Here is an 18,109-nt window from a genome sequence, read left to right as displayed (position 1 = left end):
CACCTTATGTCGGTACGACCGCGCGGTCGCGAAGTGAGAGCACCCGACCTGAACGAACGGACACGGGACTCACCTCCTCGATACGGATCCTGCTCGGAGTCGCAACACTACCGACAGCGGTGGTCGCCGGGAAGCCGAACAGCCGGAATCGGCATACACCGGAGCGACGGTGGGTATCCCCTTGGCGTGCCGAGCTGACCAGGTGGATCGGTCGTCGGCGCGAAGCTCAGACCGCTCCATCCGCATCGTGACGGCGGATACAATCGAGGTTTCCGCGCTACGTATGGCGGATCTCGGATAGGACCTCGTATGGCCGATCAGGCGAAGCTTCTCGACTATCTGAAGCGCGTCACCGCGGACCTCTATCAGGCGCGGGAGAAGCTCCGTGAGGTCGAGGGCGTGAGCCGCGAACCGATCGCCGTCATCGGCATGGGCTGCAGGTTCCCCGGCGGTGTGCGATCGCCGCGGGACCTGTGGCGGCTGGTCGAGTCGGGTTCGGACACCGTCGCCGGGTTCCCCGAGGACCGCGGCTGGGGCCTGGCGGATCTCTACGACCCGAAGGCCGAGCAGGCCGGTAAGACGTACACGGTGCAGGGCAGTTTCCTCGACGACCCCGCCGGGTTCGACCCCGAGGTCTTCGGCATCTCGCCGCGCGAGGCGCTGGCGATGGATCCGCAGCAGCGGCTTCTCCTCGAGACGAGCTGGGAGACGTTCGAGCATGCCGGCATCGACCCGCGGTCGGTGCACGGCAGGCAGGTCGGCGTCTTCACCGGGCTGTCCGGCATCGACTACGCGGCGCGGGCGGGCGGCATGCCGCCCGAGGATCTGGAGGGTTACTTCATCACCGGCAACGCGATGAGCGTCGCGTCCGGCCGGGTGGCGTACAGCTTCGGCCTCAACGGACCCGCGATCACGGTCGACACCGCGTGCTCGTCGTCGTTGGTGTCCATCCACCTCGCCATGCAGGCGCTGCGCAGCGGTGAGTGCGAACTGGCGCTGGCGGGCGGAGCGACCGTCATGGCGACCCCCGCGGTGTTCGTAGAGTTCAGCCGTCAGCGCGGGCTGGCCCGCGACGGGCGGTGCAAGGCGTTCTCCGCCGCGGCGGACGGCACGGCGTGGGGCGAGGGCGCGGGGATGGTCGCGCTGGAGCGACTGTCCGACGCGGAGCGCAAGGGCCGCCGGATCCTGGCCGTCATCCGGGGCAGCGCGGTGAACCAGGACGGCGCCAGCAACGGCCTGACCGCGCCGAACCGGCAGGCTCAGGAGCGGGTGATCGCGCAGGCGCTGGCGAATGCGGGGCTCGGACCCGGCGACGTCGACGTGGTCGAGGCGCACGGCACGGGCACGAAACTGGGTGACCCGATCGAGGCGTCCGCCCTCCTGGCCGCTTACGGCCGCGAGCGCCCCGCCGACCGTCCGTTGTGGCTCGGCTCGGTGAAGTCGAATCTCGGGCACACCCAGGCGGCCGCGGGCGTCGCCGGGGTGATCAAGATGATCATGGCGATGCGGCACGGTGTCCTGCCGAAGACTCTGCACGTGGACCGGCCGACTCCGCACGTCGACTGGTCTGCCGGTGCGGTGTCGCTGCTCACCGAGAACCGGGAGTGGCCCGAATCCGACCGTCCCCGCCGGGCCGCGGTCTCGTCGTTCGGCATCAGCGGCACCAACGCCCACGTCGTGCTGGAAGAGGCGCCGCCGGTCGAGCCTTCACTCGGCGAACCACCCCGTCCACCTGACGAAGTCGTCGCCTGGTTCGTGTCGGGACACACCGAGCCCGCACTGCGCGCGCAGGCCGAGCGGCTCCGCGAGTACGTCAGCGGCCACCCCGACCTGACGCCCGCCGCGGTGGCAGGCGCCCTGCTGGGTTCCCGGGCCACGTTCGACCATCGCGCCGCCGTGATCGGCGCACAGCCCCACGCCCTGCTGAACGGTCTCGACGCGCTCAGCCGCGGCGCGCCCAGCGCCGACGTGGTCACCGGTGTGGCGCTGGAGGCCGGCGACCGGCCGGTGTTCGTCTTCCCCGGCCAGGGTTCGCAGTGGGTGGGCATGGCCACCGAACTGCTGGACACGTCACCGGTGTTCGCCGACACCGTGCGGGAGTGCGCCGAAGCGCTGGCTCCGTACACGAACTTCTCGCTGCTGGACGTGCTGCGCGACCGCGATCCTGCCGCGCTCGACCGGGTCGACGTGGTGCAACCGGCGCTGTTCGCGATGATGGTCGGGCTCGCCGGGCTGTGGCGTTCCCACGGCGTCGAACCGGCGGCGGTGGTCGGGCATTCGCAGGGCGAGATCGCGGCCGCGTACGTCTCGGGGGCGCTGAGTCTTTCCGACGCGGCGCTCGTCGTGGCGGCCCGCAGCCGGGTGATCGGCGCGTCGGCCCGGCGGGGCGGCGGGATGGCGTCGGTGACGCTGCCCGCGGACCTCGTGCGGGAGAAGATTCAGCCCTGGGCCGGGGCCGTCGAGGTCGCGGCGATCAACGGTCCGTCCGCGACGGTGATCTCCGGCCCCGTCGACGCCCTCGACCTGCTGATCGCACAGTTGCAGAGCGACGGCGTCCAGGCCAGGCGGATCGCGGTGGAATACGCCTCGCACTGCGCGGACGTGTCCGTACTGCGTGAGCCGATTCTCGACGTCCTCGCGTCGATCACCCCCCGCCGGTCGCGGATTCCGTTCTACTCGTCGGTGACCGGTGGCGTGCTGGACGGCACCGCGCTGGACGCCGACTACTGGTACCGCAATCTGCGCCGGACCGTCCGGTTCGAGCAGGCGACGAGATCACTGGCCGCGGACGGGTACCGGTTGTTCGTCGAGTCGTGCAGCCACCCCGTCCTCACAGTGGCGTTGCAGGAAACCCTCGACTCGGCGGGCGTCGCCGGCCGCGCCATCGGCACCATCCGCCGCGACCGCGCGGGGCTCCGGCAGTTCACCGCCGCGCTCGCCGAGGCGCAGGTCCACGGACTGCACGTCGAGTGGGACCGGGTGAGCTGGGCCCGGCACGACGACCGGCAGCGGTGGGTGGACCTCCCCACGTACGCCTTCCAGCATCGCCGCTACTGGCTGGAGAGCCCGGTTCCGCAGGGCGACTTCGCGTCCACGGGCATGGAGTCGGGCGGGCATCCGATGCTCGCCGCGTCGGTCGAACTCGGCGACGGCCGGGGCGCCGTGTTCACGGGACTGCTGTCGCCCCAACGACTTCCCTGGCTGAGCGACCACGGCGTCGACGGCACCGTCATCCTGCCGGGCACGGCTTTCGTGGAACTCGCCCTGCACGCGGGGAACCGCGTCGGGTGCGGCCGGCTCGAGGAACTCGCCATCGAGGCACCCCTGGTGATTCCCGCGGAGGGCGAGGTGGCATTGCAGGTGAGCGTGCTCGCCGACGGCGAGACGGGCCGATCCACGGTGTCGGTGCACTCCCGGCCCGCGGATGCCGCGCCGGACACGCCGTGGACCCGGCACGCCACCGGCACGCTCACGGTCGCCGCGGACACCGCCGACTCCCTCGAACAGCAGTGGCCGCCCGCGGAGGTCACGCCGATCGACGTGCGGGGCCTGTACGACGTGCTCGACGACGCCGGCTACGAGTACGGCCCGGCCTTCCGGGGCCTGAAGGCGGCGTGGCGCCGCGGCGACGACCTGTACGGCGAGGTCCGGCTGAGCGGAGAGGATCCGGCCGCCGCGGTCGCGGGGTACGGGATCCATCCGGCGGTACTCGATGCGGCGCTGCACCTGATTGCGCTCGGAGCCGCGGACACCGGCATCCGGCTGCCGTTCGCCTGGGACAAGGTGCAACTGCACGCCGTGGGCGCCACCGCCCTGCGCGTGCACGTCACCACGACCGGGCCCGAGCGGTACCGGGTCTCCGCGTACGACGCGGCAGGCAGACCGGTGTTGACCGCCGAGTCGCTGGCGCTGCGGCCGCTCGGCGAGGCGGGTGTGCCCGCCGCCCGGGTCCGCGACAGCCTGTACCGGGTGGAGTGGATGCCGGTGGGTGCGTCCAGCACTTCGCCGGCGGACCTGCTGCCGCTCGACGAGGCGCTGGCGGGCGGCGACCCGGACGGTCGCGTGCTGTGGCTCGACCGCGCACCGGGCGACGAGGCGGACGTGCCGGCCCGGTCGCACGCCGCCGCGGAGTCGACGCTGCAGGCGGTCCGGTCCTGGCTCGGCGACGATCGCCTGGCCGAGACCCGCCTGCTGGTCACGACGCGGCTCGCGGTGGCGGTCCGGGACGACGACCCGGTCGACGACGTGTCCGCCGCGCCCGCGTGGGGGCTGATCGGCGCGGTGCAGAACGAGCACCCGGACCGCATCACCCTGGTCGACCTGGACGCGGCGGCCGGTGAACTCTCCGATCCCGCGCTGCTGTCCATGGCCCTGGCCTGCAACGAACCTCAGCTGGCGGTCCGGGACGGGGTGTTGCTGGCGCCGATGCTCGCGGCGGTGACCCCCGCGACGGCCGCGCCCGACGCGGGCCCCGCCACGTTCGGCCCGGACGGCACCGTCCTGATCACGGGCGGCACCGGCACCATCGGCAGGCTGATCGCCCGGCACCTCGTCGCGCAGCACGGGGTGCGGCGGCTGGTGCTGACCGGCCGGCGCGCGCTCGACGCCGAGGCCGAAGACGAACTGCGGGCCGAGTTCGCCGAGTCGGGAACGGAAGTCGACGCTGTCTCGTGCGACGTGGCCGACCGCGACGCGGTGGCCGCGCTGCTCGCCGGCATTCCCGACCTGTCCGGCGTGATCCACGCCGCCGGCGTGCTCGAGGACGCCACCGCCGCCACCCTGAGCGCGGAGCAGTTGCACGCGGTTCTGCGCCCCAAGGTGGACGGCGCCTGGCATCTGCACGACCTCACGCGGGACCGCGACCTGTCGGCGTTCGTGCTGTTCTCCTCGGCGGCGGGCGTGCTCGGCGGCGCGGGACAGGCGAACTATGCGGCGGCGAACGTCTTCCTCGACGCACTCGCACAGCACCGCCGTGCCCGCGGGCTGCCCGCGACATCCATGGCCTGGGGGCTGTGGGACCGGCCCAGCGGGATGACGTCCCATCTGAATGCGGCCGATCTGGACAGGTTGCAGCGCAACGGCATCGACACCATCAGCCCGGAGGCGGGGCTGGCGCTGTTCGACGCCGCACTCGCCGTGAATCGTCCGTTGATCGTGCCGGTCCGGCTGTCGACGCGCGCCTCCCGGTCCGAGGGCGAGTCGCTGCCGCCGATCCTGCGCCGGGTGCTCGGGGTCCGTCGTCGCCGCGCCGCTGCCGCCGATTCCCCGACCGGCCTGGCCGAGGAGTTGCGGGCACTGGACCCCGGAGAGCGGCACAGCCGGGTGCTCGACATCGTCACCACCCACGTGGCGGCCGTGCTGGGTCACGAAGGCAAGGAGGCGATCGACCCGGAACGTGCCTTCAAGCAACTCGGTTTCGACTCGCTGACCGCGGTGCAACTGCGCAATCAGCTGGCGACCGCCACCGGTGTGCGTCTGGCCGCGACGGTGGTGTTCGACCATCCCACCGCGGACGCGCTCACCCAGGAACTGGTGTCCCGCCTGCTCGGGGACGAGGCGGCTCCGCAGCCGGCAGGCCCGACGCGGGCCCGGCGGGACGACGACCCGATCGTGATCGTCGGGATGGCGTGCCGCTACCCGGGCAAGGTGTACAGCCCGGAGGACCTGTGGCGACTCGTCCGCGACGGCCACAACGCGGTGGGCGCGTATCCCCACAACCGGGGCTGGAATCTCGACGAGGTGTACGACCCCGACCCGAACCGGCCCGGCACCACGTACATGAAGGAGGGCGGGTTCCTCTACGACGCAGACGAATTCGACGCCGCATTCTTCGGAATCAGCCCGCGCGAGGCGATCGCGATGGACCCACAGCACCGGCTGCTCCTCGAGAGCGCCTGGGAAGCCCTGGAAGAGGCCGGGATCCAGCCGACCGCGCCCGGGCTCACCGACACCGGTGTGTTCGTCGGGCTGATGGGCGGCGACTACGGCTTCCACCTGATGGCGCAGCGCAACGTCGACGCCGAGGGCTATCTGATGACCGGGACCAGCAACAGCGTGGCGTCCGGCCGGATCTCCTACACGCTCGGCTTCACCGGTCCCGCGGTCACGGTGGACACGGCGTGCTCGTCGTCGCTGGTGGCCATGCATCTCGCGGCGCGGGCGCTGCGCGACGGTGAATGCGCGCTGGCGCTGGCCGGCGGGGCGACGGTGATGGCCACACCCGGTGTGCTGGTCGAGTTCAGCCGCCAGCGCGGGCTCGCCTCGGACGGACGCTGCAAGCCGTTCTCCGACCGGGCCGACGGCACCGGGCTCAGCGAGGGCGCGGGAATGGTGGTGCTGGAACGGCTCAGCGACGCCCGGCGCAACGGGCACCGGGTGCTGGCGATCGTCCGCGGATCCGCGGTCAACCAGGACGGGGCGTCCAACGGGTTGACCGCCCCGAACGGGCCGTCCCAGGAACGCGTCATCCGCCAGGCTCTGGCCGACGCCGCGCTCGGCCCCACCGACATCGACGCCGTGGAGGCGCACGGCACCGGCACGACGCTCGGCGACCCGATCGAGGCGCAGGCGCTGCTCGCCGCGTACGGGCAGGGCCGGGAGGGCAGGCCGCTCTGGCTCGGTTCCGTCAAGTCGAACATCGGCCATTCCCAGGCGGCGGCGGGCGTCGCCGGCGTGATCAAGATGGTGATGGCGATGCGGCACGGGGTGCTGCCCCCGAGCCTGCACGGCGACGTCCCCACCCGGCACGTCGACTGGACCGCGGGCGAGGTGTCGCTGCTCGGCGAATCGGTTGCGTGGCCGGAAACCGGGCGGCCCCGGCGGGCGGCCGTGTCGTCCTTCGGGATCAGCGGCACCAATTCGCACATGATCCTCGAACAGCCACCCGAGGACGTGGTGCCGGAGGCCTCGCCGCCGTCGGCGTCGCCACTGGTGTGGGTGCTCTCAGGGAAGACCGGCGACGCACTGCGCGCGCAGGCCACCCGGTTGGCGGAATTCCTCGACACGAGCGAGACCGAACTCCCGGACCCGGCCGACCTCGCCTACTCGCTGGCCACCACCCGATCCGGTTTCACGCACCGCGCCGCGGTGATCGGGCAAACGCTGGACGACCTGCGCGACGGCCTCGCCCGCATCGTCACGGAGCGTCCCGGCGGCAACGTCGTCACCGGGACGAGCGCCCGCGGCAAGACGGCGTTCATGTTCACCGGCCAGGGCGCGCAGCGCATCGGCATGGGCCGCGGCCTCTACGACACCTACCCGGTGTTCGCGACGGCACTGGACGAGGTCTGCTCCGTCCTCGACGAGCATGTGGAAACGCCGGTACGGCAGGTCATCTGGGACGAGGACGACGGCGCGAAGCTCGACAGCACCGAATACACCCAGCCGGCCCTGTTCGCGATCGAGGTCGCGCTGTATCGGCTGCTGCGGGAGTGGGGCATCACCCCCGACTACCTGATCGGCCATTCGATCGGCGAGATCACCGCGGCCCACGTCGCGGGTGTCTTCAGCCTGCCCGATGCGGCTGCCCTGGTCGGTGACCGGGGACGGTTGATGCAGTCCACCAAACCGGGTCTGATGATCGCCGTCCGGGCACGCGAGGAGGACATCCTGCCGCGGATCGACGGCCGCGTCGATCTCGCGGCCGTCAACGGCGCCGAATCCGTCGTCCTCGCCGGCGGCGAACGCGACGTGCACGCCGTCGCCGCCGAACTGTCCGCCGCCGGACTGAAGACCACGAGCCTGCGGGTCGAACGGGCCTTCCACTCGACCCTGATGGATCCCATCCTCGACCAGTTCACCGCCGTGCTGTCCAAGCTGACGGCGCAGCCGCCGAAGATCCCGGTCGTCTCCAACGTCACCGGACGCGTCGCCGCCGCCGAGGAACTCGTGTCCCCGGAGTACTGGACCCGGCACATCCGGCACACGGTGCGGTTCCACGACGGCATTCGCGCCCTCGACGAACTCGGCGTCACCCGCCTCGTCGAGGTCGGTCCCGGCGCGACCCTGGCGGCACTCGCCGCCGAGGTCGTCCCGAACACGATCGCCACACTGCCCGGGCGCGAGAACGAGGCGCACGGGATCATCGAGGCGGTCGCCGCCGCCTACGTGCAAGGCGCAACCGTCGACTGGGATCGGGTGCTGCCCGGCCGCCGCCGCGTGGCCCTGCCCACGTACGCATTCCAGCGCCGCTCCTACTGGCCGACGGCGGCCGTCCGGAACACCGGCGATCCGACCGAACTGGGGCTGACCCCGTCCGATCATCCGCTGCTCGGTGCCGCGGTGACCCTCGACGACGATGCGACCCTGTTCACGGGACAACTGTCGCTGCACCGGGATCCCTGGCTCGTGTCACCGTCGGTCGACGACGGCGACACCCCGGTACCCGACCACGGCGACGCGAAGACCGTGCTGCCCGCGGTGCCGGTCGAGCTCGCCCTGCACGCGGCCCACCACGTCGGTCTCGACCACATCGACGAACTCACCCTGCACCACCCGCTCGTCCTCCCGACGTCGGGGCTGGCCTCGATCCGGGTGCTCGTGTCGCCGCCGGGCACCACCGGGGCTCGCAGCGTCACCGTCTCGTCGAAGTCGGGTGACCCCGACAGCCCGGACAGCTGGGTTCGGAACGCGTCGGCGACAATCGACGACGTCGCCGGCTCGTCGGCCCAAGTGCCGCAACAGGATCCGGGCGACACCGAGACCGAGGTGCGGCTCGGGGACGGCGTCGACACGAGTGGGTTCGGCATCCACCCGGTGCTGCTGCAGGCCGCGATCGAACCCCTCCTCGGGTGGGACGGCTGGCCCCTGACGTGGTCTGGAATCCGTCTGCACACCGTCGGTGCCGACGCGGTGACCGCCCGGTTCACGCCCGGCGACGACGGGAGGCACCGCGTCGCCGCCGTCGACCCCGCCGGTGAACCGGTGCTGACCGTCGATGCGCTGCGCGTGGTGCAGCGGGCGGACGACGGGGGTCGTCCGGCGTCGCTGCGACTGCACCGGACCGCCTGGATCCGGGTGGAGGTCGCGCCGTCCGAGCCTCGCGGACCGGTGGTCGTCCTCGGCGCCGACGGGTTCGGCGACCCGGGCACCGGTTCGACGTTCCCGGGGTGTCCCGACCTGGAGGCGTTGCGGACGGCGATGGAGTCCGGGCCGGACGAAGACGACCGGCGTCCGTGGACGGTGCTGGTCGGGTGCGCGACCGACGGCGACCACGGTCCGGACGCGACCCACGAACTGTGCGCGCGGGTGCTGCGACTGCTGCAGGAGTGGCAGGACGACGACACGTTCGCCGACAACCCGCTCGTGATCGTGACCCGCAACGCCATGGTCACCGACGACGGGCAGGACCACGACGCTCGCCCCGACCTCGCGGCCGCGGCCGTGTGGGGCCTGGTGGGCTCCGCCCAGAACGAGAACCCGGACCGGTTCGTGCTGATCGACCTCGACGACGCATCGGACGCCGAGGCCGCGATCACGTCGGCACTGGCGAGCGGGGAACCGCAGGTGGCGGCCCGGAACGGCACCCTCTGTGCACCGCGGTTGCGGCGCATGCCCGCCGTCGACGAACCGACCCCGTTCGATCCCGGCGGCACGGTGCTGGTCACCGGCGGCACCGGCACGGTCGGGTCTCTGGTCGCCCACCACCTGGTGACCGAGCACGGGGTACGACACCTGCTGCTGACCAGCAGGCGCGGACCCGGCGCCGAGGGCAGCGACCGGTTGCGCCGCGAACTGGGCGATCTGGGCGCCGAGGTGAGCATCGTCGCCTGCGACACCGCGGGCGAGTCGGCAGTCGCCGGGTTGCTGGCGGGAATACCGTCCGAGCATCCACTGACGGCGGTGATCCACGCGGCAGGAGTGATCGACGACGGCACCCTGGCGTCGCTGACGCCCGAGCGACTCGACACGGTCCTGCGGCCGAAGGTCGACGCGGCCTGGCACCTGCACCGGTTGACCGCGGACAGCGACCTGCGGGCGTTCGTCGTGTTCTCCTCACTCGCCGGCGTCCTCGGCGCTCCCGGGCAGGCGAACTATGCGGCCGCGAACATGTTCCTCGACGCCCTCGCCCACCACCGGCACGCCCTCGGGCTGCCCGGACTCTCGATCGCGTGGGGCATGTGGGCGACACCCAGCGCCATGACCGACAACCTCGGTGCCATCGACCTCGCCCGCGCCCGCCTCAGCGGGATGGTTCCCATGCCCGCAGCCGACGGCCTGGCGCTGTTCGACAGCGCGCTGGCCGCCGGTGCCCCCACCGTCGCGGCCGCGCGGTTCGACCACTCCGGTTCGGCCGCACCGTACGTTCCCCCACCGCTGCGGGGCCTGATCCGGGAGTCGCGCCCCCACGCCGCGGGATCGGACTCGGTCATGACCGGGCCGAACGGGTCGGGGCCGTCGGACTGGTCGCAGCGACTCGCCGACCTGTCGATCCCCGAACAGCGGCACCTGATGCTCGACCTCGTGCGGGGCGGGGCCGCCACCGTGCTCGGCTACGACGCGTCGGACTCCGTGGACCCCGACCAGGCGTTCAAGGAACTCGGCTTCGATTCACTCGCGGCCGTCGCGCTCCGCAACCATCTCGGCGCCGCTACAGGGCTGCGGTTGCCGCCGACCATGGTGTTCGACCACCCGAGTCCGCGGGCCGTCGCCGAGTTCCTGCGCTCGGAACTCGTTCCGGATCCGATGTCGGTGGCGCTCGCCGACGTCGACCGGCTTCGCGCCACCATCGCCGAACTCGGCGACGACGCCGAGGCGCGGTCGGCCATCGCGCACCGCCTCGGAAGCCTCCTCGCCGAGGTCGGAACGTCCGACGACGCGCATGCCGCCGCGGTCGACAAGATTCATGCCGCGACGAGTGAGGAGATCCTGGACCTGATCGATCGCGGTCTCTGAGCGGGAACAGCGTGGGTGATCGCCACCGGGAACACCGGCACCGCAGGCGATACGATCGTCGCCGTCACAGGCCTCGAAAGGAATCACACGCCCCATGCGCCGCACCCTTGCTCTGACCGCCCTCACCGTCTGCTCCGCGGCACTCCTCACCGCCTGCGGTGGTGGCGACACCGACACCGCAGCATCCGAGACCACGTCCGCCTCGGCGTCCGTGGCGGCGCGGACGACCGCCGCCACCGCGCCCGGCAGCCGAGTGTTCGCGGTCGCCGACGACCCGCAGACGGCCGCCGACTATCTGGCCTACCTGCGCGCGAACAACCAGACCGTCACCGACGACGACCTGGCGGTCCATCAGGCCGGCGAGATCTGCACCGCCCTCGACGCGGGCAAACCGCTCGACCAGGTGCGTGAGGAGTGGACGCCGATGCTCACCAACGACGGCGTCTACCCGTACATCATCGGCGCGATCACGCGGTACTGCCCGGACCACGAGAACGTCCTCAACTAGGCGCTTCGCGCCCGTGCGTGGTTAACGAGTCTCTGCGCTCGCCGGCCACGCACGGGCGGCGGAGCCGCCCTGTGGGAATACCTGGACGCAGCGGGTGTTACACACCATGCAGTAGTTGAACAATCAATTACCTGAGTACGAGGAGACACCCCATGCCAGCCGTGACGGTCGACAACATCCTTGCCCTGCCGCGTATCGACGCACCTGCCCCCGGCGCCGTCGACCGCCCGGTCCGTTCGCTCACCACCGCACCCGTCGGGTACGAGGGTGAAGGGTTCCCGGTGCGCCGCGCGTTCGCCGGCATCGACCTGCCGGCCCTCGACCCGTTCATCCACATGGACCAGATGGGCGAGGTCGACTACGCACCCGGTGAACCCAAGGGCACCCCGTGGCATCCGCACCGCGGCTTCGAGACCGTCACCTACATGATCGACGGCATCATGGAGCACCAGGATTCCAACGGCGGCGGCGGAACCATCGGTGGCGGCGACACCCAGTGGATGACCGCGGGTGGCGGCATCCTGCACATCGAGACCCCGCCCGAGCATCTGGTGACGAGCGGTGGCCTGTTCCACGGCGTCCAACTGTGGGTGAACCTGCCGCGCGACAACAAGATGGCCGCACCCCGCTACCAGGACATCACCGGCGCGAAGGTGGCCCTGCTGTCCTCGTCCGACGGCGGCGCTCTCGTTCGCGTGATCGCCGGCGACGTGGACGGTCACCACGGTCCCGGTTCCACCTACACGCCGATCAGCCTCGTCCACGCGACGGTCGCGCCGGGCGCGAGCCTGACGCTGCCGTGGAACCCCGAGTTCAACGCGCTCGCCTACGTCCTCGCGGGCGAGGGGCTCGTCGGGTCGGAGCGCCGTCCGATCCGCATGGGTCAGACGGCCGTCTTCGGACGCGGTGACACCCTGACGATCGCCGCGGCCGACACGCAGGATTCGCGGACCAAGTCGTTCGAGGTGTTCGTCCTCGGCGGCAAGCCGATCCGCGAGCCCGTCGCGATGGCCGGACCGTTCGTCATGAACACCAAGGCCGAGGTGCTGCAGGCGTTCGAGGACTTCCAGGCCGGTCGCCTGGGTTCCGTTCCCGCAGCGCACGAGACGCTCGCCTGACGGGTACGTGAGCGGCAAAGCGCGCGCGAGCACACTTTGCCACTCACGTACCGGAAGTCCCAGCGCGACAACCGCTCAGGGTGCGACCGGTCAGGGTCGCCGGATCTTCGCGTCGATGCGGTGGATGCGCAGGTCGTGTGGCGGGATCCGGAACGTCTCGACTACCCGGACCGTCGCGAGGGTGCGGCCGAGGAGTCCGGCGTCCAGGAGGTAGTCGACGGTGACGTCGTCGCCGTCGACCGTCCACACGCAGTCGCGGATCGACCGGATCACCCGGTACTGGGGGCCGCCGGACAGGCTTCGGCGCAGGTGATTTCCGGAGAATGCCGTCTTCAGCCCCATCTCGTACCGCACGGCCCGGGGTTCGATGGGCACCGAGTTGCCGTCGTGGCTGAGCAACGCGTCCAGATAGGCCCGGGCGACATCGACCTGTGTGTTCATCTCAGTAGTCGAACACTTCGGTCGCGGCGAGCACCAGCGTTTCCGCGTCGTCGCAGCTAGGTGCGGACGCCGCGACGGACGCCGTCAGCCGGTTGCCGATTTTGTCCCGTTCGCTCACCGGGCTCGACGGCACGTTCGTGTCGAACACGGCCCCCGGATAGAAGTAGTAGTGGCATTCGATCGCGTCCCGGAAGTAGGTGAACGGCTTGTCGTCGAGTTCGACCGTTTCGGGTCCGCCGGCCTGCGACGGTTCCGGCGACAGCGCCAGTTGCACGGACGCCTCGGCGCCGCCGCGGAGTGTCAGGAGGCATTCGTAGGGGCGGCTGCCGGGGGTGAACGTCTCGACGCCCCGTCCGGGCAGCTTCTCGACCACCCGGCACGGATCCTGTTGCGCGAGAGTAATATCCGACGGACCAGACACCGGGGACCCCAGCCTGCCCACGACCGAGCCGAGCACCGTACGCGCCTCGGCGCAGTCGTCGCCCGCCGCGGAGTCGCCCGTCCCGCCCGCCCCGTCGAGATACGCCACGTGCCCCCAGCGCCCCGGCGCGTCGTCCGCCGCGCCCGGGACCGGCGGCAGCGAGAAGTACAGGGTGCACGTGCCCGGGAGTGCGCCGGCAGCGGGACGCACCTCGATTCCCGACGTCGCCTCCCCCGCACCGGTGCGCTCCGTGGGTTCGCGTTCACCCACCGTCACCTCGACCCAGACGGGGTTGGCGGGTGTGCCGCGGGCAGGCACCAGTTCGGCGTGGCAGGTCGACAGGTCGCCGACGGGCCCGTACGCGGTGACCTGCCCGAACGACGCGATCAGATCGCGGTCGAGCAGTCCGCACGGGGCGAGGTCGCGGGCCGCGGCGGCGACGGCCAACTCCGCGCGGGTGTGCTCGCTGACCGGCAGGCCGTAGATCGGCTCGCCTGTCCCGGCGACGCTCGGCGCCCCCGCGACGACGCCGGAACACGACACCAGCAGCATCGCAAAAGTGGCGGCCACCAGCGGTGATACCACCGTCGCGCTGCGGCCCACCGCTCTCTCCTCACTCGGACTTCGAACCCCGGCACGCGAACGATGGTGCCCGGAGTACAGTGCTGAGTATGCAGCGCGCACTCCTCCTTGGTTGCCGCGACGGGGTCTGATCCAGACTGGCTTCCCGTCGCGGGGTTTCGCGTGCGCCGGTCGACACAGCCGTTGGACTCAGAAAGTCCACATCGAACCTGGAGATCAATCCCATGTCCCCCGCTGACGCCTTTACCTCCGGATCGCGCACCATCACGCCGCCGTCCAAGCCTGCTCCCTCCGATCAGCCGGAATGGAACACGCAGAAGAATTCGTCGATGCCGACGTTCCGCTACCGCTCCTTCTCCGAGGAAGTGGAGCCGGTGTCGCTGCCGGATCGCACGTGGCCCGACAAGATCATCGACCGCGCCCCGCAGTGGTGCGCCGTCGATCTCCGTGACGGCAACCAGGCACTGATCGACCCGATGAGCCCCGCCCGCAAGCGCCGCATGTTCGAACTGCTGGTGCGGATGGGGTACAAGGAGATCGAGGTCGGCTTCCCGTCGGCGAGCCAGACGGATTTCGACTTCGTCCGCGAGATCATCGAAGACGGCGCGATTCCGGACGACGTCACCATTCAGGTGCTCACGCAGTCCCGGCCGGAGCTGATCAAGCGCACGTTCGAGGCCTGTGAGGGCGCGAACAAGGTGATCGTCCACTTCTACAATTCGACGTCCGTCCTGCAGCGCCGGGTGGTGTTCAAGGCCGACCGCGAGGTGATCAAGAAGATCGCGACGGACGCGGCGACCCTGGCCCTCGAAGAGGCGAAGAACTACCCGGACACGCAGTGGCGCTGGGAGTACTCCCCCGAGTCGTACACCGGCACGGAACTCGAGTACGCCAAGGAGGTGTGCGACGCCGTCACCGAGGTGCTGCAGCCGACGCCGCAGAACCCGGTGATCCTGAACCTGCCCGCCACCGTGGAGATGGCGACGCCGAACGTGTACGCCGACTCCATCGAGTGGATGCACCGCAACCTGGCCCGCCGCGACTCGGTCATCCTGTCGCTGCACCCGCACAACGACCGCGGCACCGGCGTGGCCGCCGCCGAACTGGGTTACCAGGCCGGGGCCGACCGCATCGAGGGCTGCCTGTTCGGTAACGGCGAGCGCACCGGCAACGTCTGCCTGGTCACGCTCGGACTCAACATGTTCACCCGGGGCGTCGACCCGCAGATCGACTTCTCGAACATCGACGAGATCCGCCGCACCGTCGAGTACTGCAACCAGCTGCCCGTCCACGAGCGCCACCCGTACGGCGGCGACCTCGTGTACACCGCGTTCTCCGGCAGCCACCAGGACGCGATCAACAAGGGTCTCGACGCGATGAAGTTCGACGCCGACTCGCAGGACGCGGACGTCGACGACATCCTGTGGGCGGTCCCCTACCTGCCGATCGACCCGAAGGACGTGGGCCGCACGTACGAGGCCGTGATCCGCGTGAACTCGCAGTCCGGCAAGGGCGGCGTCGCGTACATCATGAAGGCCGATCACGGGCTGGTGCTGCCGCGTCGCCTGCAGATCGAGTTCTCGCAGGCCGTCCAGCGGATCACCGACGGCGAGGGCGGGGAGGTGTCGCCCAAGGAGATGTGGGACGTCTTCCACGAGGAGTACCTGGCTCCGATCACGCCGCTCGAGCGGATGAAGCAGAAGGTCACCGCGGCCGAGGAGGACGGCGGCACCGACTCCATCACCGCGACGGTGAAGGTCGACGGCAAGGAGCACGAGATCTCGGGTTCGGGCAACGGCCCGCTCGCCGCGTTCGTCGACGCGCTCGCCACGATCGACTTCGACGTGCGCGTCCTCGACTACTCGGAGCACGCCATGTCGGCGGGCGACGACGCCCAGGCGGCCGCGTACGTCGAGTGCGCGGTGACCGCTCCCGACGGTCGGAACACCGTGGTCTGGGGTGTCGGCATCGCGACGTCGATCACCACCGCGTCGCTGCGCGCCGTCGTCTCGGCGGTCAACCGGGCGCACTGACCGCTGCCGCACCACCGCTGCCGCAGGCGCGCATCACGTGCACCTGCGGCAGCGTCGTTTCCGGGGCCGCTCATTTTCAGGCCCTCGGAAAATGGCGCTCTCCGGGCACCGGGTGACTACCCTGGTAACGGAGTCCACACCGGACCCGAACCGCCTCGGACCCCTCGGGGGGCGTCGTGAATCTGGCATTTCAACAGCATCGTCCGGTCCGTCCGTATCCGGCCCGGCGCCGCGCCAAGGGCAGCTTCTTCTACAAGATGATCACGACGACGGATCCCAAGGACCTGGGGATTCTGTACCTGATCACGTCGTTCGCCTTCTTCATGGCCGGCGGTCTGATGGCGCTGCTGATCCGCGGCGAACTGGCCGTCCCGGGTCTGCAGTTCCTGTCGAACGAGCAGTACAACCAGCTGTTCACGATGCACGGCACGATCATGCTGCTGCTGTATGCGACGCCGATCGTGTTCGGGTTCGCCAACTACATCCTGCCGCTGCAGATCGGTGCTCCCGACGTCGCGTTTCCCCGCCTCAACGCATTCAGTTACTGGGCGTTCCTGTTCGGCGGGACCATCGCGATCGCGGGCTTCGTCACCCCGGGCGGTGCCGCGGACTTCGGCTGGACGGCGTACTCGCCGCTGACGAGCGCGCTGCACTCGCCAGGCGTCGGCGCCGACCTGTGGATCATGGGGCTGGCGCTGTCCGGCCTCGGCACCATCCTCGGCGGGGTCAACATGATCACCACCGTCATCTGCCTGCGGGCGCCGGGCATGACGATGTTCCGGATGCCGATCTTCACGTGGAACATCTTCGTCACCAGCATCCTGATCCTGGTCGCGTTCCCGATCCTCACGGCCGCGCTGATGGGTCTGTTCGTCGACCGGCACCTGGGCGGGAACCTGTACGACCCGGCGACCGGCGGCGTGCTGCTGTGGCAGCACCTGTTCTGGTTCTTCGGCCACCCGGAGGTGTACATCGTGGCGCTGCCGTTCTTCGGCATCGTCACGGAGGTCTTCCCGGTGTTCAGCCGCAAGCCGGTGTTCGGGTACAACGGGCTCGTCTACGCGACGATCGCCATCGCGGCCCTGTCGATCGCCGTGTGGGCGCACCACATGTACGCGACCGGCGCGGTGCTGCTGCCGTTCTTCTCGTTCATGACGTTCCTGATCGCGGTGCCCACCGGGGTGAAGATCTTCAACTGGGTCGGCACCATGTGGAAGGGTCAGCTGACGTTCGAGACCCCCATGCTGTTCTCGCTCGGCTTCCTCATCACGTTCATCTTCGGCGGCCTCACCGGCGTCATCCTCGCGAGCCCGCCGCTGGACTTCCACGTCACGGACAGCTACTTCGTCATCGCCCACTTCCACTACGTGCTGTTCGGCACGATCGTCTTCGCCACCTACGCCGGCATCTACTTCTGGTTCCCGAAGATGACCGGACGCATGCTCGACGAACGCCTCGGCAAGTGGCACTTCTGGACGACGTTCACCGGGTTCCACGGCACGTTCCTCGTCCAGCACTGGCTCGGCGCGGAGGGGATGCCGCGCCGCTACGCCGACTACCTGCCCTCGGACGGCTTCACCGTCCTCAACTCGGTGTCCACGGTGTTCGCGTTCGTCCTCGGCGCGTCGACGGTGCCGTTCGTCTGGAACGTCTTCAAGAGCTACCGGTACGGCGAGGTGGTGACGGTGGACGACCCGTGGGGTTTCGGCAATTCCCTCGAGTGGGCGACCAGCTGCCCGCCGCCGCGGCACAACTTCACGGAGTTGCCGCGCATCCGCTCCGAGCGGCCGGCGTTCGAACTGCACTATCCGCACATGGTCGACCGGATGCACCGCGAGGCGCACGTGGGCCTGCGGGGCGCGGTGGCGCACGCGACCGAACCCGCGGCCGTCGAACCGAAGGTGAACCCTCAGTAACTTCCGTGTGAAAGTTCCCGTCTGCGAGAACATCTCGAAAAACCGGACGAAACCGACTCTGTGACAACGGGTTGCAGACAACTCGCCGAAGGACGCCCAGTTCGACGGAATTCCGGCCTTCTTACTCTCTCGTAGGGTCGACACGCAAGTCCTTGAAGACTTGACAAGCCGATCGGGGCCCCGCAGAAGTTACGCGC

7 protein-coding genes are annotated in these 18,109 nt (G+C 70.3%); 5 read left to right on the top strand and 2 right to left on the bottom strand.

Annotated elements, in window-relative coordinates; genetic code table 11:
- Window positions 1-309: 309 nt before the first annotated feature.
- The 3 genes from CJ179_RS22215 to CJ179_RS22205 all read left to right on the top strand — a co-directional run bounded on the left by CJ179_RS22215 (window position 310) and on the right by CJ179_RS22205 (window position 12,519).
- Window positions 310-10,893 carry a type I polyketide synthase gene (locus CJ179_RS22215; protein ID WP_095862921.1) on the top strand — a complete coding sequence of 3,528 codons (10,584 nt, stop codon included), beginning with the start codon at window positions 310-312 and terminating at the stop codon, window positions 10,891-10,893.
- Window positions 10,894-10,987: 94 nt separating this feature from the next.
- A complete protein-coding gene (locus tag CJ179_RS22210; RefSeq protein ID WP_072938179.1) occupies window positions 10,988-11,401 on the top strand; it encodes a DUF732 domain-containing protein in 414 nt (137 codons plus the stop codon).
- A 152-nt stretch (window positions 11,402-11,553) separates the two neighbouring features.
- On the top strand, window positions 11,554-12,519 hold the full coding sequence (locus CJ179_RS22205) for a pirin family protein (protein WP_095862920.1): 966 nt from the start codon (window positions 11,554-11,556) through the stop codon (window positions 12,517-12,519).
- A 90-nt stretch (window positions 12,520-12,609) separates the two neighbouring features.
- Here CJ179_RS22205 and CJ179_RS22200 read toward each other — a convergent pair whose 3' ends face one another.
- Both CJ179_RS22200 and CJ179_RS22195 read right to left on the bottom strand, forming a co-directional pair.
- Window positions 12,610-12,960, bottom strand: a complete 351-nt coding sequence (locus CJ179_RS22200) for a hypothetical protein (protein WP_072938185.1) — start codon at window positions 12,958-12,960, stop codon at window positions 12,610-12,612.
- A 1-nt stretch (window position 12,961) separates the two neighbouring features.
- Window positions 12,962-13,984 carry a hypothetical protein gene (locus tag CJ179_RS22195; protein WP_095862919.1) on the bottom strand — a complete coding sequence of 341 codons (1,023 nt, stop codon included), beginning with the start codon at window positions 13,982-13,984 and terminating at the stop codon, window positions 12,962-12,964.
- Window positions 13,985-14,187: 203 nt separating this feature from the next.
- On the opposite strand from CJ179_RS22195, the gene leuA reads away from it, so the two are divergent.
- Both leuA and ctaD read left to right on the top strand, forming a co-directional pair.
- Window positions 14,188-15,996 (top strand): 2-isopropylmalate synthase, encoded by a 1,809-nt coding sequence (leuA, locus tag CJ179_RS22190; RefSeq protein WP_095862918.1) that lies wholly within the window; start codon window positions 14,188-14,190, stop codon window positions 15,994-15,996.
- A gap of 176 nt (window positions 15,997-16,172) precedes the next feature.
- Window positions 16,173-17,912, top strand: coding sequence for a cytochrome c oxidase subunit I (ctaD, locus tag CJ179_RS22185; RefSeq protein WP_095862917.1), 1,740 nt, complete (start codon window positions 16,173-16,175; stop codon window positions 17,910-17,912).
- Window positions 17,913-18,109: the final 197 nt, after the last annotated feature.

The organism is Rhodococcus sp. ACS1 (assembly GCF_002300155.1).
Taxonomy (GTDB): domain Bacteria; phylum Actinomycetota; class Actinomycetes; order Mycobacteriales; family Mycobacteriaceae; genus Rhodococcus_F; species Rhodococcus_F koreensis.
This window is presented reverse-complemented; position numbering and strand designations above follow the sequence as displayed.